The 19859-nt window shown below is 64.4% G+C and carries 18 protein-coding genes; 10 read left to right on the top strand and 8 right to left on the bottom strand.

Annotated elements, in window-relative coordinates; all coding sequences use genetic code 11:
- Positions 1 to 20 precede the first annotated feature (20 nt).
- The 3 genes from ACOYYX_RS23760 to tnpC form a co-directional block, all read right to left on the bottom strand.
- Entirely contained in the window at positions 21 to 1739 is a 1719-nt protein-coding gene (locus tag ACOYYX_RS23760; RefSeq protein ID WP_422924344.1) for a S8 family serine peptidase, read from the bottom strand.
- Positions 1740 to 1861: 122 nt separating this feature from the next.
- The gene (locus ACOYYX_RS23755; RefSeq protein ID WP_422924342.1) at positions 1862 to 2500 is read right to left on the bottom strand and encodes a hypothetical protein; all 639 of its coding nucleotides are present in this window, start codon (positions 2498 to 2500) and stop codon (positions 1862 to 1864) included.
- A 211-nt stretch (positions 2501 to 2711) separates the two neighbouring features.
- On the bottom strand, positions 2712 to 4163 hold the full coding sequence (gene tnpC / locus ACOYYX_RS23750; RefSeq protein ID WP_422924340.1) for an IS66 family transposase: 1452 nt from the start codon (positions 4161 to 4163) through the stop codon (positions 2712 to 2714).
- Between the two features lie 218 nt (positions 4164 to 4381).
- On the opposite strand from tnpC, the gene ACOYYX_RS23745 reads away from it, so the two are divergent.
- The 10 genes from ACOYYX_RS23745 to ACOYYX_RS23700 all read left to right on the top strand — a co-directional run bounded on the left by ACOYYX_RS23745 (position 4382) and on the right by ACOYYX_RS23700 (position 15467).
- Positions 4382 to 5800, top strand: a complete 1419-nt coding sequence (locus tag ACOYYX_RS23745; RefSeq protein ID WP_422924338.1) for a histidinol phosphatase — start codon at positions 4382 to 4384, stop codon at positions 5798 to 5800.
- A gap of 171 nt (positions 5801 to 5971) precedes the next feature.
- Positions 5972 to 6928, top strand: a complete 957-nt coding sequence (locus ACOYYX_RS23740) for a polysaccharide deacetylase family protein (protein WP_422924336.1) — start codon at positions 5972 to 5974, stop codon at positions 6926 to 6928.
- A 49-nt stretch (positions 6929 to 6977) separates the two neighbouring features.
- The gene (locus tag ACOYYX_RS23735; protein WP_422924334.1) at positions 6978 to 7322 is read left to right on the top strand and encodes a hypothetical protein; all 345 of its coding nucleotides are present in this window, start codon (positions 6978 to 6980) and stop codon (positions 7320 to 7322) included.
- 88 nt (positions 7323 to 7410) lie between these two features.
- Positions 7411 to 8922 (top strand): AlkA N-terminal domain-containing protein, encoded by a 1512-nt coding sequence (locus ACOYYX_RS23730; protein WP_422924332.1) that lies wholly within the window; start codon positions 7411 to 7413, stop codon positions 8920 to 8922.
- Entirely contained in the window at positions 8919 to 9470 is a 552-nt protein-coding gene (locus ACOYYX_RS23725) for a methylated-DNA--[protein]-cysteine S-methyltransferase (protein ID WP_422924330.1), read from the top strand. The genes ACOYYX_RS23730 and ACOYYX_RS23725 overlap by 4 nt, the downstream gene beginning before the upstream one ends.
- 83 nt (positions 9471 to 9553) lie before the next feature.
- Positions 9554 to 10258, top strand: coding sequence for a 2OG-Fe(II) oxygenase (locus ACOYYX_RS23720; protein ID WP_422924329.1), 705 nt, complete (start codon positions 9554 to 9556; stop codon positions 10256 to 10258).
- 1485 nt (positions 10259 to 11743) lie between these two features.
- Positions 11744 to 12856: a DUF1559 domain-containing protein gene (locus tag ACOYYX_RS23715; protein ID WP_422924327.1), complete on the top strand. Its 1113-nt coding sequence runs from the start codon at positions 11744 to 11746 to the stop codon at positions 12854 to 12856.
- Positions 12857 to 13219: 363 nt separating this feature from the next.
- Positions 13220 to 13939 (top strand): DUF3179 domain-containing (seleno)protein, encoded by a 720-nt coding sequence (locus ACOYYX_RS23710; protein WP_422924325.1) that lies wholly within the window; start codon positions 13220 to 13222, stop codon positions 13937 to 13939.
- Positions 13940 to 14077: 138 nt separating this feature from the next.
- On the top strand, positions 14078 to 15109 hold the full coding sequence (locus ACOYYX_RS23705) for an IS630 family transposase (protein ID WP_422924323.1): 1032 nt from the start codon (positions 14078 to 14080) through the stop codon (positions 15107 to 15109).
- A complete protein-coding gene (locus ACOYYX_RS23700; RefSeq protein ID WP_422924321.1) occupies positions 15057 to 15467 on the top strand; it encodes a DUF427 domain-containing protein in 411 nt (136 codons plus the stop codon). The genes ACOYYX_RS23705 and ACOYYX_RS23700 overlap by 53 nt, the downstream gene beginning before the upstream one ends.
- A gap of 28 nt (positions 15468 to 15495) precedes the next feature.
- Here ACOYYX_RS23700 and lepB read toward each other — a convergent pair whose 3' ends face one another.
- The 5 genes from lepB to coxB form a co-directional block, all read right to left on the bottom strand.
- Positions 15496 to 16080, bottom strand: coding sequence for a signal peptidase I (lepB, locus tag ACOYYX_RS23695; RefSeq protein ID WP_422924319.1), 585 nt, complete (start codon positions 16078 to 16080; stop codon positions 15496 to 15498).
- 157 nt (positions 16081 to 16237) lie between these two features.
- On the bottom strand, positions 16238 to 16564 hold the full coding sequence (locus ACOYYX_RS23690) for a cytochrome C oxidase subunit IV family protein (protein ID WP_422924317.1): 327 nt from the start codon (positions 16562 to 16564) through the stop codon (positions 16238 to 16240).
- Entirely contained in the window at positions 16561 to 17265 is a 705-nt protein-coding gene (locus tag ACOYYX_RS23685) for a cytochrome c oxidase subunit 3 family protein (RefSeq protein ID WP_422924316.1), read from the bottom strand. The genes ACOYYX_RS23690 and ACOYYX_RS23685 overlap by 4 nt, the downstream gene beginning before the upstream one ends.
- On the bottom strand, positions 17252 to 18883 hold the full coding sequence (ctaD, locus tag ACOYYX_RS23680) for a cytochrome c oxidase subunit I (RefSeq protein ID WP_422924314.1): 1632 nt from the start codon (positions 18881 to 18883) through the stop codon (positions 17252 to 17254). Before ctaD ends, ACOYYX_RS23685 begins: the two co-directional genes overlap by 14 nt.
- Entirely contained in the window at positions 18880 to 19824 is a 945-nt protein-coding gene (gene coxB / locus ACOYYX_RS23675; RefSeq protein ID WP_422924312.1) for a cytochrome c oxidase subunit II, read from the bottom strand. Before coxB ends, ctaD begins: the two co-directional genes overlap by 4 nt.
- Positions 19825 to 19859: the final 35 nt, after the last annotated feature.

Genomic DNA, 19859 nt, shown 5'->3' with positions numbered 1-19859 from the left:
GCGCGGGGCGGACATCCTTTTCATCGCCCGGAGCGGAGGATTTCGGCGAGCTTGGCTCGCGTCGGCGTCTTCCAGATCCGGAGGCTCTGCAAGCTCAACGTGCTCGGAGGGGGAGGGGAGGGGACCGCACTTTTCGTCGAGGCCGTGGAGTTCGTCCTCGGGATTGGCGTGGAGCCCGTGCCGGGGAAGCGAGGCAGGGGAGGCTGTGGGACGCCCGCGTTGCTGCGAGTGGTCGGGATCCGGATCGTGCCGTTCGAGGCAACCACCGTCCTCGTCGGCGTCGCGGTGCTCGTCGCGGCAGGTTGCGAACGCCCCTTCATGACCTCGGAGACGAGCTGCCCTTGCTGGGCGATGCGGATCAGATCCTGCGGCCTGAGAGAGGGCTGTGCGGCCTTCAGGACCGCCACGACCCCGGCGACGTACGCCGCCGCATCGGACGAGCCTCCCGAGACCTGGCCGTCGGTGAAGAAGGCCCGCGAGTCCTCGAGGATCACGTCCGGCTTGATGCGGCGGTCGGCCGTGGGGCCGATCGAGGAAGCAGGGGACGAGTCACCCACCGTCAGGACGAGCGGGTGGTCGGCCGGGGGATAGATCTCCTCCTCGCTGCTGGCGTCGAGGAACTCGACGGCCGGCTCGGGGCTCCCGCCGTTGGGGGGGATGTAGACGTCGCGACTCGCGGTCAGGAGGATACGGATGCGGTCGCTCGGGCGGAACTGGCCTCGCCTGGACTTGACCCGGATCCGGTACGTGTAGTCGGGGTCGGAAGGGACGTCCGGGTTCGCGGCGAGGTTGGCGAGCACGATGCGCTCGCGAGGGTTGCGGCTCTCGTCGGACCCGGCCTGGCGCTGGCCGGAGACCTGCTTCTTGTCCCCGGCGCCGATCTGCCGACCCGCCCAGTCCTCGACGTAGAGGTCGAGGTCCTTGTCCGTCCCCGCGTCCTCGTCCTCGCGGTAGTCGTTCCAGGTGAGCGTGATCGTGACGCTGTTCTCGTCGAGCCGGTTACGGAACCGCAGCGAGGCCACGTCCTTGCCGTCGCGGAGCCGGAGATATCCATCCTTGAGGACCTTCACCGGCCCGTTATAGACAGAGCGCCCGTAGTTGCCCGAGGCGTTGACCCAGAGGATCCCCGCGCTCAGGGCCTCTCCCACAATCCGATTGATCGGGCCCCGGCCATCGCCGTTGCCGCCCCCTTCGAACGAGCCGCTGAAGAGGATCACGTCCACCTTCTGGTCGATCGCGAAGCGGACTGCACGCCGGAGCATCGTCGGGCCGTTGGCGTTGAGCAGGTAGAACCGGGGACCCTCGGGGCGAGAGCCGGTCACCGCCCAGGCAATCTGCGCCATGATCCGGCCGTGGCGATTCCCCGGCTCGAACCCCTTCCGATAGGAAGGATCTCCGAGCCCATAGCGTTTGATGAATTCGGGGTCGTAGTGCTCGACCATCACCGCGTTCTGCGGCAGGTAGGGACGCCCCTGTCCCATCCCATCGAAGCCGTAGTCGAGCACGGCCACCTTGATCGAGGCCAGGCCGGGGACGTCGCGATACTCGGGGTCGAGCCCGAGGCGAGTCCTCACCGCCTGGGCGTCGGCCAGGCGGGCGGCTCCCCCCGTGCGTGGGGAAAGGCCGAAGTTGGCGAGCGACCGCAACGGGTCGGCCTTCGGCGTCTGGGCCTCGCCGACCCTGGCGATCAAGAGGATGATGAGCTGCGCGATCAAGAAGGCAACCATTCCCCGCCGCATGAGCCCCTCCCGCCAAAGGCGCCTACCCCATGCGGGGGACGGCTTCGCAAACAAAAGAAGGAGCCCCAGGCCGTCGCTTGGCGACGCCCCGGGACTCCTTTCGAAGACTCTCGACTCGATGCTCACCAGTAGCCCCGGTAGCAGCCGTATCCGTATCCGTAGCTGGGCACGTACGAGACGTAGCTGATCCCGCCGTAGCCGAGCCCATACCCGCCGTAGCCATACCCGAGGCCGCTGTAGCCGTAGCCACCGTAGCCGCCATAGCCATAGCCGCCGTAACCGCCATAGCCATAGCCGAGGCCGCCGTAGCCGAGGCTGGCATAGCTGAGCCCGTAGCCCAGGCCATAACCGAGGCCGAGGCCGTAGCCGAAGCCGCCGTAACCGAGGCCATAACCATAGCCCCGGCCCCAACCGCCGCCATAGCCACCCCAGCCGTAGCCACGGCCCCAACCGCCGCCATAGCCACCCCAACCGCCATGATGGAATCCGCCGCCCCACCCACCGCCGTGGAAGCCGCCGCCATGGAATCCACCGCCATGAAAGCCGCCACCGTGCCAGGCCTGGGTGGGCTTCTCGGCGTCGAGCTCGCTCGCCATGGCGACGCTCGTCCGATCAGCCTTCTTTTCTTTCGAAGCGGCCGTGGCCGCCGCCTTGGGCGAGGGCTGGCCCTTCGAGCCGAATTCCGAGTCGAGCTCACCCGCGCGGAGCGAGGGGCTCGCCAACATCAGGAGTGCCGCTGCCAATCCGAGGTGCCGAGTCATCGTGACCTCCCTTGTACGCAATCGAGCTCCGACAGGACGGTTGAGAGCGGGGAGCCGAGCTCGCACTGTCGCGCCACGCCTCCGAATACTCCTTACTCTTATTATCCTACGCTCTTAATCCGCAAAGGGGCACTCGCCCGTGTCAGGAAATCTCCAGCGCCAACGGATTTTCCCCCAAAGGGTAGCCGTTCACAGGGTGGGATAGGTGAAATCAGGGGACGTTCGATTCAGGCGTGTGGATCGGCAAGAGGGAGGGGGGCGCTTGGCCGCGACGGTCCGCTTCAAAGCAGGTCGTCAGGTAATCCAGCACGTTGCGACCCTGCTGACGACAGGTCGCCACGACCGTCAGCATCCGCTCCACGAACCGACTCCCGTCTACGCTGTCGGTCCCGCCACTGATCCGTCGCCAGATCACCGCGTGTCGCAACGCCCGCTCGACCACGTTGTTCGTCGGCTCGACTCCCCTGACTCGCGCGAACGTCCACAGGCCTTCTTCCACCTTCAGGATCTCGAAGCAGGTCGCCGCGGTCTTCGCGCACGAGCACCGCGATCCCTTCTCAAGGGCCTCCTTGACCTCGCGCCGCAACCGTCGCATTCGCTCATGGAATTGCCCCCAAGGCACGGTCCCATCGCGCACTCGGTGCCAATGGTGAAACAACCGGTCCGACAACGAGAGCAACGGCCTCCCGATCCGCTCATCATCGCCGCCTCGGTCGATCATGGCCTGGAAGTCGCGCCGCAGATGGGCCCAGCAGGCCTGTCGCCCGAATGCCTTGATCCATTCATACGCGCTGTAGCGGTCGCTCCCGACCGCCTTGTCGCCCTGGCTCCCCAAGAGGGCACGGGCGACCTCGCCGCTGCGGTTCTTGGCGATGGTGAAGGCGGTGCAGGACGAGGTCACCGTCGCCCACAACCAGACCTTGACACGACCCTGACGCCACGACGTCTCGTCGATGTTCACCACGTCGGCATCGTGGACCGAAGTCGCCAGTTCGTTGTATGGGGCCTCCAGGGCCACGGTCGACTGCCGTTCCAGCTTGGAGATCATGCCGGTGGAGATCGACAGGGTGAACAGATCCCTGACCATCTGCTGGATCTGTCGCTTGCTGAGGCGATAGGCCCCGGCGAGTACGGCCAGCACGGCTTGGAGGTAGGGGCCGAAGCAACCGGCAGGGACCCCCGCGGGCAAGGTGCCACACGTCGTCTCGCCGCAACCGAGGCAGATCAAGCGATGGAGCCGATACTCGTCGACGAGCGGCTCGATCTTGGGTAATTCCGCGACTTGATGAATCAGGGGCTCGGGGTCATCGCCCGAGAGCCCTTCACCGCATCGGCGGCAGACGGTCGGCTTGCACTCAGTCGTCGCGCGAATCAGCTCGGGCGGGGCCAACGCGCGGTGAGCCTTGCGATGTCCCGATTGGCCGCCCCGTTTCTTCCCCGTGGAGGGAGTGGGAGGCTTGCGCTTCATCCCGATCGGATCAGAGGAGGGAGGTTTGGACGAATTGGTCGAGTTGAGCTTCAGCCGATTTTCAAGATCCTTGACGCGCGCTTCCAGTTGGGCGAGGCGTTCGTCATAGAACGCGGCGAGCGCGAGGACCGCCGCTTGGACCTCTGGCGAAGCCGTTTCCCACAACGATTCTGGAAGCGGAGGCGTTGGGGCCATGCTGGAAAGATAGTCACGCCATTCGGAAACAACAATCCCAGGCTGTGAACGGCTACCCCAAAGGGAGACCCGCCATACACATGCGTCGGTGTCGATTTTTGGCAATCCCCCGGGACCATGCTCCATCCCAAGCACCCTGCGAGCGTCCTTGCACCAACGCCGCCGACCTCTCATGATGTCGGGGCTTTCCGCACCAGGGACCACGAACGAGAGACGCCATGGTTCGAATGACGCGCGAGGGGAATATGCGGCCTGTCCTCTCATTGATGATCAAATCCTGCCGATTGCCCCTCATCCTCGGGGCCATCGCCGTAGGGGCAGGGGCCTCGAAGGCCGCGGAGCCCCAGGCCCCCGCGACCAAGTGGTCGACGGTCCAGCGACTTTCGCCGGAGCGCCTGAAGGCCGCGCACGAAGACGTGCTGCGCATCCAGAAGGCCCGCAAGGCTCTGCCGGCCTTGCCGGGGCTCAACGACTATCGGGCCATCCTGCATGCCCACGCCGAGGACTCGGCCCACACCGGCGGGACTCGCCCCGAGATGCTGGCCGACGCCAAGAAGGCGGGCATCTCCGCGATCCTGCTCACCGACCACCACCGCCCCCCCAAGGACTTCATCACCCAGAGCTGGCGAGGCCTGCACGATGGTGTCCTCTTCATCCCCGGCTCCGAGGATCGCGGGTTCCTGCTCTACCCGACGCACTCGATCCTGGACCGGATGAAGGAGCCGACGCCCGCCTTCATCGAGACCGTACGCAAAGACGGCGGCCTGATCTTCCTCTCGCACATCGAGGAGCGGCCCGAGCACTCGATGGTCGGGCTCGACGGCCTGGAGATCTACAACCGGCACGCCGACGCCAAGAAGGACAAGGCCGGCATGGCGGCCTTGATGCTCAAGCTCGCCAGCCCCTCGACGATCGCCGAGTTGCAGGAGAGCGTCCGGCTCTATCCCCAGGAGACCTTCGCCTTCCACATGACGTACCCGGACGACTACCTGGCCAAATGGGACGCCGAGACCAAGACCAGACGCCTGACGGGCGTCGCCGCCAATGACTGCCACCACAACAACATCCTCGTCGTGAAGATGGTCGACGCCGAGACCATCAAGGTCGGCACGAATGTGGATAAAGACGACGGGATGCGTTCGCTATCGGCCAAGCTCCTCCCCGGCATCCGCCAGCTCACCAAAGGGCACCAGCCGGGCGACGTGCTCGCCACCGTGGACCTCGACCCTTATCACCGCTCCTTCCAGAGCGTGAGCACCCACGTCCTCGCCCCCGAGCTGACCGAGCCGGCGATCCGAGACGCCCTCCGCGCGGGGCACGCCTTCGTCAGCCACGACTGGATCTGCGACCCGACCAACTTCCGCGTCGAGCTCGTAGCCGGCTCCGGCCCCGGAATCCTCATGGGTGACGAGGCTCCCTTCTCGCCCGGGAAGCGCCTGGTCGCGCAGTTCCCGATCCCTTGCCAGATCCGGGTCCTGAACGGCGGCAAGGTCGTCGCCGAGACATCGGGCGATCAACTCGATCAGGAGATCTCGGAGCCCGGCGTCTACCGGGTCGAGGCCTGGGTCGAGATCGACGGCGAGAAGCGCCCCTGGATCTACGCCAATCCGGTCTATGTCCGCGGCGGCAACCCATGAAACCTTCACCAAGATCCGGTACAACCGTACCACGGTGATCGTCCCATCAACGAATGATCGGCGAGGGCCGAAGTCCGGGCTTGCGAATCCGGCCCCCGCACCTCATCGTGAGATCGACACAAGAACCGGAACCAGACTCTCCAGCCACTCACACTTTGGGATTCGACATTCATGCCAATGGACCGCGCCACGATCCTCTCCGCCCTGGCCGCCGCCTGCCTCTTCGCCACCCCCGGCCTCGGGGCGGCCGAGCCGGAGACCGGGAAGAAGTACCTGATCATCCACGCCGACGACGCGGGGATGTGCCACTCGGCGAATCAGGGGACCGTCGAGTCGATGGAGAAGGGGATCGTCTCCTCGTGCAGCATCATGGTCCCTTGCCCCTGGGTGAAGGAGTTCGCCGAATACGCCAAGGCGAACCCGACGCGCGACTACGGCGTCCACCTCACACTCAACTCGGAGTGGTCCGTCTACCGCTGGGGCCCGGTCGCCGGCAAGGACAAGGTGCCCAGCCTCGTCGATGGGGACGGCTACCTCTACTCGGGCGTCGACAAGGTCGCCAAGTTCGCCAAGGCCGATGAGGTCGAGGTCGAGCTGACGGCCCAGGTCGAGAAGGCCAAGGCCCTCGGCATCCCCCTCACCCACCTCGACACCCACATGGGCGCGGTGGTGACCCGGCCCGACCTGATCCAGGCCTATGTCAACGTCGGGCTCAAGTACAACCTGCCCGTCCTCTTCCTCCGACAGATCGATGGGCCCGTGGGGGAGGAATACCCGGCCCTGAAGGTCCGCGGCAAGGAATGGCTCGCGGCCCTCGACGCCAGGAAGCTCCCGGTCCTCGACAACCTGATCCAGTTCTACAGCGGCGGCACGCATGAGGAGCGCCGGGAAAACTACCTCAAGACCCTGCGCAAGCTGCCGGTGGGCGTGAGCCAGCTCATCATCCACTGCGGCGTCGACGGCGACGAGCTCCGCGCCGTCACCAACAGCGCCGAGCGTCGCGACAGCGACCGCCGCGTCTTCACCGACCCCGAAGTCGTCGCCGAGATCAAGAATCTCGGCATCGAGGTCATCACCTGGAAACAGTTCCGCGAGCTTGTCGAGAAGAAGGCACACAGCGGCAAGTGATTAGGATAGGCTGATATCGGATCGACTTCGCGGCCGGAGGGATGGACGCATGGCCTTTCCCGACCTGACGACCCGGCGATCGTCGCCGAAGATCGGGGACCTCATGGTCCTCGTGGCGATCGCCGCCCTCCCGCTCGCGGGTTCCCAGCCGACCGATGCACTCCCCACCTTCGGGTTCTCGGCGACCCTGGTCCTGCTCGGCGGTCTGCTCTGGTGGCTCCCCATCCAGGGGGGCCGCTGGAAGCTCGGCGCGATGCTCCTGCCCGCCTTCATGGCGCTGGCGATGCTCTACCTCTTCATGGCCATCCTGGCCTTCGCCTGGGCCCCGAAGGCCGCGGCCCTGATGATCTTCTCGCAGTTGATCACCCTGATCTACGTCTCGTTCCGCGTCTGAAAAGAGCCCCTCATCCCTTCGAAAAGATTCCCGGCTCCCGTGTCCGAAAACGGCGAGAAGCCCCCGCGCGGGCCGCTACAATTCGGGCATGGAACTTGATCATGAACGCTGCTACCGGGCCCTCTCCACGCGTGACGCACGCTTCGACGGACTCTTCTTCGTCGGCGTGACCACGACGGGGATCTACTGCCGTCCCGTCTGTTCGGCGCGGACGCCCCGGAGCGATCGCTGTCAGTTCTACGCGAGCGCCGCCGCCGCCGAGCACGCCGGCTTCCGCCCCTGCCTGCGCTGCCGGCCCGAGCTCGCCCCCGGCCACTCGCCGATCGACTCCGTCGGCCGCGTGGCGCGAGCCGCCGCCGCCCGCATCGAGGCCGGGGCCTTGAATCAAGGCGGGAGCCTCGAGGACCTCGCCGAGGAGTTCGGCCTCTCGTCGAGGCAACTGCGCCGGGTCGTGCAGAGCGAGCTCGGCGTCTCCCCCGTGCGATTGGCCCAGACGCACCGCTTGCTCCTCGCCAAGCAGCTCCTCACCGAGACGCGGCTGCCGATCATCAAGGTCGCCTTCGCCAGCGGCTTCGAGAGCCTCCGACGCTTCAACGCGCTTTTCCTCGAGCATTACCGGATGCCCCCCACCCGGTTCAGGCGCGAGGCGGAGCCGGTCTCCGAGGGGGAGCCGCTCCGACTCCGCCTCGGCTATCGCGCCCCCCTGGCGTGGGACCACCTCATGCGCTTCTTCGCCGGGCGGTCGCTCGACGGCGTGGAGCGAGTTTCGGGAGACTCCTACGCCAGGACGGTCGCCATCGGCCCGCATCGAGGCTGGTTCGCCGTCGCTCCCATCTCCGGCAAGGACGCGCTCGAGGTCGAATTCTCGGAGTCGCTGACCCCGGCCCTCGCCCCCTTGCTGGCGAAGGTGCGGCACCTCTTCGACCTCAACGCCAGGCCCGACGTCATCGCCGAGCACCTGGGATCCGACCCCGTGCTCGGCCCTTCGTTGCTCAAGAATCCGGGGCTCCGCGTCCCCGGCTCGTTCAGCGGCTTCGACCAGGCCTGGCGGGCGATCCTCGGCCAGCGGATCTCGGTCCGCGCGGCGACGACCGTGGCCCGACGGCTCACGACCCTCTTCGGGGAGCCGATCGAGACCCCGTTCCCCGAGCTCGACCGACTCTCTCCCAGCCCCGAGCAGCTCGCCGACGCCGGCCTCGACCAGCTCGCCTCGACCGGCATGGGCCCGCTCCGCGCCCGGAGCATCCAGGCCCTGGCGCGTGCCATCGCCGACGGCAAGCTCCGACTCGAGCCGGGCGCCGACCCCGACGCGACGATGGCCCGGCTCAAGGAGTTCCAGGGGATCGGCGAGTGGACCGCCCAGGTGATCGCCATGCGATCCCTGGCCTGGCCCGACGCCTTCCCCGACGCCGACCTCGGCCTGCTCCAGAGCCTCGGCGTCGCCTCGCCGGCCAGGCTCCGCGCCCTGGCCGAAGCCTGGCGCCCCTGGCGATCCTACGCGGCGATGTACGCCTGGAACGCCCACCCGGCCCACGCGACCGCCGAACCGCAACCGCAGCAAACCAAGCCCCAACCCCAGCCGAGGAGTCCCCTGGCATGACCACGCATTATTCGACCGTCTCGAGCCCCATCGGCGACCTCCTCCTCACCTGGGAGGGCCCCTCGCTGACCGGCCTCTACATGGAGGCGCACAAGCGAGGCCCCACGCCGACCTCGACTTGGCGGCGCGACGACTCCGGCCTCGCCCGGGCCCGCGATCAGCTCGCGGCCTACTTCGACGGCTCCAGCCAAGCTTTCGACCTCCCCTTGCTCCTGCAAGGCACCGACTTCCAGCGGCGGGTCTGGCGGGCTCTCCTGGAGATACCCTACGGCTGCACGACGACCTACGGCAAGCTCGCCAAGGAGATCGGCTCCGAGAAGGCGGTGCGCGCCGTGGGCGCGGCCGTGGGCCGGAACCCGATCTCAATCATCGTCCCCTGCCATCGTGTCATCGGCTCGACCGGCAGCCTCACCGGCTTCGCCGGGGGCCTCGAGCGTAAACGGACGCTCCTGGCCCTGGAACGGGCCGACGTCGTCTCAGAGTCAACGAGATCCCCCTTCGATCGGGCCGAGCGTCCCGACGTGAGGCTCGCCAGCTCGCCACGTTGACGACCCGAGGGTATCTTGCGTGCGGATCGCCCCGATCCGCACGCTCAAAGAGCCTCCACCAAGAACCCCTCGAGGGATCCCCAATGACCGTCCCCCAACGCATTCAAGGGCTCGACTGGGACCGCCTCGGCCGGGATCTCGACGACCGAGGATGGTCGCAGACCCCTCCGATCCTCTCGGCGGAGGAATGCGAGGCACTGGCCGGGCTTTACGACCATGAGCGCTTCCGCAAGAAGGTCGACATGGGGCGACACGGCTACGGGGAAGGGGAGTACAAGTACTTCGACCACCCGCTCCCGGACCTCGTCACCGACCTCCGCACGAGTCTCTATGCCCCGCTGGCCGACGTCGCCAACCGCTGGGCCGAGCGGCTCGGCGAGGCGACGACCTACCCGCCCGACCACGCCGGCTACCTCGAACGCTGCCACGAGCAAGGGCAGGGGAAGCCGACCCCCCTGATCCTTCGCTACGACGAAGGGGGCTTCAACTGCCTCCACCAGGACCTCTACGGCGCCGTGGCATTCCCACTCCAGGTGGTCTTCCTGCTGAGCCGACCCGGTCAGGACTTCAAGGGGGGCGAGTTCCTCCTCGTCGAGCAGCGTCCCCGGGCCCAGTCCCGGGGCGAAGCCATCACACTCGAGCAAGGCGAGGCCATCATCTTCGCCACCCACCATCGCCCCGTCGCCCGAATCAAAGGCTGGGCGCGCAACAACGTCCGCCACGGCGTGAGCACTATCCGCTCCGGACGCCGCTTTACGCTCGGCGTCATCTTCCACGACGCCGAATAGCCCGTTTATTGCGAGACGAAGCGTGGGTATACTCCGGCGATGCGACGTAACGACACACGTCGCGTCCCCGAGTTCACAATTCATTCACCAGATTCGACCCGCACCAAGCCTACCCGATTCTCGGTTCAAAGCAAGTCAGGCCCATCTTCGAGGCATCCTCGCGAGCCCGAGCAATGAAGGAGCTCGGGGCAAGCCATACTGCTGCAACTTCGCGTCGCCTACTTCGTAAACCGAAAAATGACATATCTCGGACCAATCCCTGTTTGTCCAATCGAGATTCTCAAAATACCCTTCAAATATTTGCAAGCGAATGCGTTCTCGGGCGGATCTTTATTTGGCTCGATGAACCTGAAGCGATTCGAGCTTCAACTCTTCCGTCCCCGAACGAATACGGGATGACTAAAGCTCTGACGGATCGCAATATCTCCCGAAGATCGACCCCGTTCGAATTAGGAGTCATCCATGTCCAAGCCATATCTGAGAGCAATTACTTTTGAGGTCTCTTGACATTCGACCAAACCCATGTCACCCTAAAAAATCACGTATTCCAACCAATATTAAAATCGTATTTCTCAACGTCCGAAATCAGTCGGATGACGGAATGATCCTGGGAGAATTCCCTCGGGTTGGGGAGTTTACCTGAAGGGATCAGATGTGTCAGGGCAGTGGTGGGTCGGACTTCTTGGTCGGAAGTCATTACCACTGAGGAACCGTAAGTCTGGGTCGCGGCGGGCGTGCAATAACAAGCGAGGATCGAACCGACGAGGCCGCCTGGCCTCGGGCGGACGATCGTTGTACGCCGGCAATTCATAGTGTTATGACAATTCCCTCGGGAGCCCTGCATTCCATGCGTCAAAGCGTGTCGATCTTGCATTTGTTGATTTGCGCATTCATCCTCAGCACCACGGTATTCCTGACCGGATGCTCGTCGGAGGCGCCCCAGACGGAGGCTTCGAAGGAAGTCTCCCAACAGAAACTCGACGAGATGCGTAAAGGTATGATGGATTCCATGCAGAAGAAGTCTAAGAAACGATAATCGCGACGACTTCGCGATGGTCGTCCTCAAGACGGCCCGGCCGCCCCGCAATATCGCTACTATCGTGATCGGCTTCGTGCGAAGGTCGGCCTTATTGCAAGGGGTGGGGGATCAACTACCCCGGTCAGGCCCGACATGCATCGACACCTATCGTGCACAAGTAATTTTTCTCCTGCATTTGCAGTGCATCGTATCCCAGGTCGATTGATAGGTTGTTTGGCCCGACATTATTCCCGAGCTCTCCCGGAAAGAAGCGCGGCTTCGGTCGAGCGATGCGGGCCTTTCCTGGTATACGACCTAACGATTTCGAGCTTCCCCGATGCGATCTCCTGACCGAGGTCGGCCGATGCGAGGGTGATGAAATCATTCCCTCCCAGTGATTGTTCGTCGGTTATTCCCATCGCCTCATCGTGTTCTTTCCTGTCACTCACACGACAAGGAGTGTTTGCATGATTCGTCTTCATTCAGCTTATCTTCAGCCTGAGGATTCGCAGGCGCGTCCCGCCACCCCGCGTCGGGGTTTCACCCTGATCGAGCTGCTGGTGGTCATCGCCATCATCGCCGTGTTGATCGCCCTACTCCTGCCGGCCGTCCAGGCCGCGCGTGAGGCGGCCCGCCGCTCGCAGTGCGTCAACAACCTCAAGCAGCTCGGCCTGGCCGCGCAGAACTACCATAGCGCGACCGGCTCATTCCCGCTCGGCAGCGCCACGGCCTACAACGCCGACACGCCCTCGCAAGGCCAGACGAGTTGGGGCACCTGGAGCGCCCAGGCCATGATGACCCCGTACCTCGAGCAGAATGCCGTCTTCAACGCGATGAACTTCAGCCTGACCTGCTGGACGGGTTGGGCCTACGGCGGATATGCCAATTCGACGGCGTTCAGCACCAAGCTCAACGTCTTCATCTGCCCCTCGGACGGCACCAAGCAGAGCTCCTGGGGCGAGCCAATGCTGAACAACTACCACGGCAGCCTCGGCGTCTCGACCGATCCCTGGGCAGCCAGCTCGACGGGCATCTTCGCCAACAAGATCGCCTATGAAATGGCGAACATCAAAGATGGTACGTCCAACACCATCGCCTTCGCCGAAGCCCTCGTAGGCTACGACCAGCCCGCCACGATCAAGAGTCGTAGCGGCGTCAGCATCACCGGCCAGAACGGTGCCCGAGCCCTCAACCCGATCACCGTGATCAACGGTCAGATGACCCTGCAGCCCGCTGCCGTGACGGCCCTCCAGGCGTGCAACGCGGCTTACACGGCCGGCACCACCACCTGGAATCGCGGCTGGCGTTGGGGTGCGAGCTCGCCCGGCCTGTCGCTCTTCAACTGCGTCGTGACCCCGAATTCGACCAAGTACCCCTGGTCCGCCTGCCGCACCGACTGCACGGGTTGCGGCGTCGACTTCAGCGATTACCAGGTCGCCACCAGCTCCCACTCGGGCGGCGTCAACGTTGCCTTCGCCGACGGCAGCGTCCACTTCATCAAGGACTCGATCAACCCGGTCACCTGGTGGTCGCTAGGCACGAGGGAAGGGGCCGAGACGATCTCCTCCGATGCCTATTGATTGATCGCGTTGGGGCCGTCGCGTGCCTCGCGGCACCGCGACGACCTCCGCAATTTCATCGCCCGAGACGGCCGACGGCCCGAATCGATCGGGGATGGCGAACCATCGCCATCCCCGTTTTCATTGAGCTGCAGCATCGGAATGACAGCCAGCTTCAACTTCGGCAATGATTACAATAGACCGATACTATTGGCCAACAATTACAGCAAGCCAAATCATATAATCCACAAAGAACCATTCATTCAAACCACGCCCTTGGCCCGATGGGTCCGATCAAGAACGAATCAATCTTCCAGGCCAAGCTTTTTCAATCGTTCAATTACATCCGGGCCGGGTTGAAGTAAGAGCTTTCGGAGATCATCCGTGCCGAACTTCCTCCGCTTGGCGAAATCCCTTCCGCTCCCGTTGGGCCGAAAGTTTCGGTCGCCCGCCGCTCGAGTCGTCGCCATAGTCGTCGGCATCGAGATCGTCGTCATCGCCTATTTTTACCTATCCGAACGAATCACGCTCAAGGCCAATGAGCATGGCTCGGAGGTCGTGAAGTCGTTCGGCCCGGGCTATTCGTGGTGGCCGCACGAGAGCCCGGGCGTCGTCACCCCGCCCAAGGTCCCGGCGGCCCAGGCGTCCTTGCGTGATGGGGCCGAGGTGATCGGCGTCGAGTTCCAAGGCAAGGCCCGGGCCTATCAACTCGGCGTCCTTCGTGGCATCGATCAGCATATCATCAACGACCAGTTCGGCGATCGGCCGCTATCCGTCCTTTATTGTGACATCACCGACTGCTGCCGCGTCTTCACCGGCGAACCCGGGGACAAGCCATTACCGATCAACCTGGCCGGCCTCCTCAACGGCGAGATGGTCGTCGACATCGACGGCGTCGAGTACGTCCAGTCCACCGGCGATGCCGTCAAGGAGGACTCCCGCCCCGCGAAAATCCCATACTCAACCTATAAATATGAGCGAACCACCTGGGCGAAATGGAAACAGGCGCATCCCGACACGGACCTCTTCGCCGGAGCTCCCGAGGCCGAACCCAAGCCCAAGGAGGCGAGATCCCAGCCCGAGCTAACCAAAGCCGCGAAGTAATCGGGGGCGGCATCCCCCTGGCGATCGCGGTATGATCGTAGCCTGGACTATGAGCGTGAACGGCCCGCCGAGGATAGGAGCATGGCGCGATGAGCGAGAAACCTAAGCACGTGGACTCGGTTTCCCTATAATTCCGTTATGATCCGCATACACCTCGAAGACCGCACCCGCGACGAGCTCCGGGCGCTGCGACGCAAGGCGTTGCCACCCAAGGTCCGCGACCGCATCGAGATGCTCACCCTCGCCGACGCCGGGTGGTCGGCGCCAAGGATCGCCGCCCACCTCGGCCGCTGCGGCCAGGCCGTCCGCGACCTGCTCAAGGACTTCCTCGATCGGGGGACCGACGCGCTCTACCCCCGCCGCACCGGCCCGCCGCCCGACGCAGCCCGGCGCGAGCGCGTGGCCGCGGCGTTGAAGGGCCTCCTGGCCGAGGACCGGACCTGGACCAGCCGCCAGCTCGCCGAGGCCCTCGCCGCCCGCGGCATCGGGATCGGGCCGCGTCAGGTGCGCAGGCATCTGAAGCGGATGAAGGCCCGATACCGCCGCACCGCCACCACGCTCGGGCATAAGCAGGACCCGGCCGAGGCCCGACGAGCCCGCGAGGTCCTGGCCAACCTCAAGGCGAAGGCGGCGTCCGGCTCGATCGTGCTGTACTACCTCGACGAGTGCGGCTTCTCGCCGACGCTGCCGGTGGGATACAGCTGGGCCCTGGAGGGCCTGCGGAAGTTCGTCCGTTATGAGGCCCCGCAAGGCCGCAGGGTCAACGCCCTGGCCGCCTATCGCCCCATCGGCCGGTGCCCCCGCCTGGACGTCTTCACCGCCGAGAGGACTTGGGACTCGTACGACCTGCTGGGATTCCTCAAGGCCCTGCCGTGGTCGAGGGCCCCGCGCGTGGTGGTCCTGGACAACGCCAGCTTCCACACCAGCAAGGTGGTGCGGGCGGCGCGCAAGGGCCTGGCCGACCGCGGGATCTATCTTTACTACCTGCCGCCGTACTCGCCGGAGCTGAACCGGATCGAGCCGGTCTTCCGCCAGGTCAAGCATCAGGAGATCCCTCAGCGGAGCTATACGACGCGGATCGGTTTGAGGGAGGCCGTCGAAGCCGGCTTCAACAACTATGGCCGGAGGCTCCGATCGAGAAATCAAAAAGAACTACGTCCAGCTGCTTAGGAGAATTCCCGGACCGGACCATCCCATAGCGATCCGACCGAACCCGTCCCGCGTCGTGGTCTCGATCGGTGGCCGAGTGGTCGCCGACACGCGCGAGGCGCTGACGCTCGCCGAGGCGGCCTACCCGCCGGTGCAGTACATCCCGCGCAAGGATGTCGACATGGCCTTGCTGGAACGCACGGCCCATGCCACGTATTGCCCCTACAAGGGAGAGTGCGCCTACTACAGCATCCCCAGCGGTGGGCCAAACGCGACAAATGCGGTGTGGACCTATGAGCATCCCTATGACGCCGTCTCGGCGATCAAGGATTATCTCGCCTTCTATCCCAGTCGGGTCGACTCGATCCAGGAGCTTTGATCGATCGGGTACGCGAAAGCCTTGGCCTTCAACGTCCTTGCGGCGGTTGGAGCGGGACGAGCTTTGAAAGGGCGGTGGGTAGGGGGAGGCCCCCGACACGGGCGGGAGGCCAACACCGGTAGGTGGCCCTGCCGACGAACTCCTTGAGGGGAACAGGACCCCAGATGTGGCTGTCGTTGCTGGCGGCCCGGGAGTCGCCCAGCATGAAGTATTCCTCCGCCTTGAGCGTGAGCGGGGGCATGTCGTACGCCACGGGACTGGCGAGATAAGGCTCGGACAGGGGCTTGCCGTCGATCATGACCTGGCCCCGAACGACCTCGACCGTTTCGCCGGGCAGACCGATGACCCGCTTGACGAAGATGGAGCTGGCCGGCGCCGTGAAGAGCCAGAGTTCACCGCGAGCGGGCGTAGCGTCGCGGAGCGTGTCGACGAAGATGCGGTCGCCGGCCTTCAAGGTCGGGGCCATCGAGCCGGACGGGATCTGGAAGACACGCAAGGCCGTGGCGTGCGCCAGGGTCCCGCGCAGCATCCAGAGGGCAGATCCGAGGACCACGAGGGCGAGCAGTCCCAAGCGCTTCGAGCGTTTGGTCGACAGGAACGAAAGCTTCGACATCGTCGCCACTCCGCGGTTCGCCGATCGATCGACCGGCCCGAAAACGGACGCAGGGTGGATACCGCCGACCGATCCGGAGTGACCCCGAAGGGCCACGGAGATCGGTGGGCCGTACCCACCCTACGTTACTCCCGCGGGCGGCACGAGGTTTCGTGCGTCACTTGCCCGGGATGTGGAGCATGTCGCGAGTGAAGTAGTCGTTCAGGCTGAAGACGATCAGGAGGATCAGCCAGAGGAACGACGCGCCGGCGAAGACCCAGACCAGCTTGTTGCTGTACTTCACGTGCATGAAGATCAGCATGATCATCACCCCTTTGATGGTGGCGATGATCATGCAGACCGAGAAATTGAGCGGGCCGAGGTCGACGTAGGCCGCGCCCACCGTGACGAGCAGGAAGACCATCAGCCAGATGTAGACCTTGAAGTAGGTCGACAACGGCAAGACATGGTCATGTAACGCGGTATGGTCGGTATTCTTGCTCATTTGTGGAGGTCGATGAGGTAAAGGAGCGGGAAGAGGAAGACCCACACCAGGTCGACGAAGTGCCAGTAGAGTCCGGTACACTCCAGCGGGGTGTAGTACTCCTTGGTGAACTTGCCCTTCCTGGCCAACCAGACCATCCACGCCATGACCCCCAGGCCGATGACCATGTGGAAGGCGTGCAAGCCCGTCATGAAGAAGTAGAAGACGAAGAACATCTGCGTGTGCTTCACCGTGAGCTCGGACGTACCCTCCGGCAGCCCCAGGTGCTCAAGGCTCGTGCTGAACGACGGGCCGGGGATGAGGTGTTCCTTGTAATCCTCGTAATACTCGCTGGCCTTGATCCCGAGGAACATGGTGGCCATGAGCATCGTGAGGAGGAGGAAGCGCACCTGCTTCTTCGGCTCGCCCGTCTGGCCAGCGTGGATGGCGAGGGCCATCGTGAGGCTGCTGGTCAGCAGGACGACCGTGTTGATCGTCCCCCAGAGGACGCTGAGGTGGTGAGCCCCCGCCGCGAATGCCGCCGAGTCGGTGAACCGGTAGACGCAGAAGGCCCCGATGAGACCACCGAAGAACATGACTTCGGTGGCCAGGAACGTCCACATCCCGAGGTTCGCGCTATCGTGCTGCTGGCCCAGGTCTTCAAAGTGGTGAGCCAGGTGCGGGGAATGGTGCTGGTCTACGTGCGGCTCAGCTATCGACACGTTCGTGCTCCCGAAGCGGGTAATCGTAGGGTCGCTCCACCGCCACTGGAATCTCGTCGAAGTTATGCGTGGTCGGCGGCGAGGGGAGCTGCCATTCCAGGCCGGCCGCGTTCCAGGGGTTGCGACTGGCGACCGGACCGGTATAGAGGGACAGAAGCAGATATCCCAACGGGAGCAGGTAGCCCACGGCGAGGATCGATGCGCCGGCGGTCGACATCACGTTCAGGACCTGGAACTCCGGCGGGTACTCGTAGTAGCGCCTCGGCATGCCGAGGTACCCGAGCACGAACTGCGGGAAGAACGTCAGGTTGAACCCGATGAAGATCGTCAGGGCGGCGAGCTTGCCCCAGATCTCGGGATACATGCGGCCCGTGATCTTCGGCCACCAGAAGTGGATGCCGCCGAGATACGCCATCACCGCGCCACCGACCATGATGTAGTGGAAGTGGGCGACGACGAAGTAGGTGTCGTGGACGTGGACGTCGACCGCCAGCGAGGCGAGAACGAGGCCCGTCAGGCCGCCGATCGTGAACAGGCCGATGAAGCCGAGGGCGTAGAGCATCGGCGTATCGCCCGAGACGGACCCCTTGTACAGCGTGGCGGTCCAGTTGAAGACCTTCACGCCCGAGGGGATGGCCACGAGGTAGCTGAGCACCGAGAACACCATGCCGGCGTACATCGACTGGCCGCTGACGAGCATGTGGTGCCCCCAGACGACGAAGCCGAGGACGGCGATGCCCATCATGGCGGTGGCCATGGCGTTGTAGCCGAAGACCGGCCGCCTCGAGAAGCACGGGACGATCTCGTTGATCACCCCGAACGAGGGCAGCAGCATGATGTAGACGGCCGGGTGCGAGTAGAACCAGAAGAGGTGCTGGAAGAGGATCGGGTCGCCGCCCAGCTTGGGGTCGAAGATGCCGACGCCGCAGATCCGCTCGAGCCCGACCAGGCCGATCGTCACGGCGAGCACCGGCGTCCCCAGGATCTGAATGACGCTGGTGGCGTACATCGCCCAGACGAACAAGGGGAGCTTGCGCCAGGTCATCCCCGGGGCACGCATCTTGTGGATGGTGACGATAAAATTCAGGCCGGTGAAGATCGACGAGAACCCGACGATGAAGACGCCGACGGCGGCGGCCATCACCTGCGTGTTCGAGAACATGCTGCTATACGGCGTGTAGAAGGTCCAGCCCGTGTCCACGCCGCCGTTCAGCAGGGCCCAGAGGGTGAAGGCCCCGCCGAGCATGTAGATGTACCAGCTCGCCAGGTTGAGCTTGGGGAACGCCAGGTCACGCGCACCGATCATGAGCGGGACGAGGAAGTTCCCCAGCACGGCCGGGATCGAGGGGATCAGGAAGAAGAAGACCATCACCACGCCGTGCGCGGTGAACATTTTGTTATAGCTGTCGATCTGGACCACGTCTCCCTTCGGGGTCATCAGCTCGAGCCGCAGGATCGTGGCCGCGGCGCCGCCGATGAAGAAGAAGAGGGTGATCGACACCATATACAGCAGGCCGATCCGCTTGTGGTCGACCGTCAATAACCAAGACTTGATGGTCTGGCCGGCCGTCAGATAACTCGGCTGGTCCTCGCCTGGGGTCGCCCCATACGCGTTCATTGCCCGGACCTCTCATTCCTGCCCAGCGCCTTGATGTAGGCGATGATCTTGAGCAACTCGTCCTCGCTGATACGTCCCTGATAGGTGGGCATGACCGGCTTGTACCCGGCCACGACCTGCGACATCGGCAGGAGGATCGAATCTCGGATGTATTTCTCGTCGGCGGTGACGACGGAGCCCCCTTCGAGCGGGACCGGATGGCCGTACACACCTTCGAGCAACGGTGCCCGCACCGTCGCATTCAGACCGTGGCACCCCGAGCAGCCGTACGACTTGAAGAGCTGCGAGCCCGACGTCGCCAAAGTCTGCGTCTGGGTTCCGCTGGAGAGCCAGCGTTCGTAATCGGCCGGCTCCATCACGTAGATGGAACCGATCATCTGCGAGTGGCTGGTCCCGCAATACTCGGCGCAGAACAGGTGGTACTTGCCCGCCTTGTTCGGCTGGAACCACATCGACGTATACCGACCCGGCAGCACGTCTTGCTTGGCGCGGAAGGCCGGGATGTAGAACGAGTGGATCACGTCTTGCGAGGTCATCATCAGCTTGACCGGCTGGCCGATCGGGATGTGCAACTCGTTGATCTCGCGCTTGCCGTTCGGATGCTGGATCTGCCACATCCACTGGCGGCCGAGGATGTAGACCTCCGAGGCATTCGAAGGCGCGCGGAACATCTCGAGGTAGACCATCGTGGCCGCCGCGAAGATCCCCATCGAAATAAACAGCGGGATCACGATCCACACGATCTCGAGCACGAGATGGTGGGTCACCGCGTTCTCGCGGTTCGCGGTCGATCCTTTGCGGTACTTGATCGCATAGAAGAGGATCAAGATGCAAATCAGAGCGGTAAACGCGACGCAGACGGCGAGCTCGCCGAAATAGACCGCGTCTACTTTTCCGGCGAGCTCAGTCGCTGTTTCAGGAAATAGAGGAAAGTCCCACATATCTCGACAGGTTCCTCGGAGACCCCTGCAACAAG

The sequence above is a fragment of the Singulisphaera chitinilytica genome, from assembly GCF_049331405.1.
Taxonomy (GTDB): Bacteria; Planctomycetota; Planctomycetia; order Isosphaerales; family Isosphaeraceae; genus PoT.
Note: the sequence above shows the minus strand (reverse complement) of the source record. Positions and strands in the feature narration are given on the sequence as shown.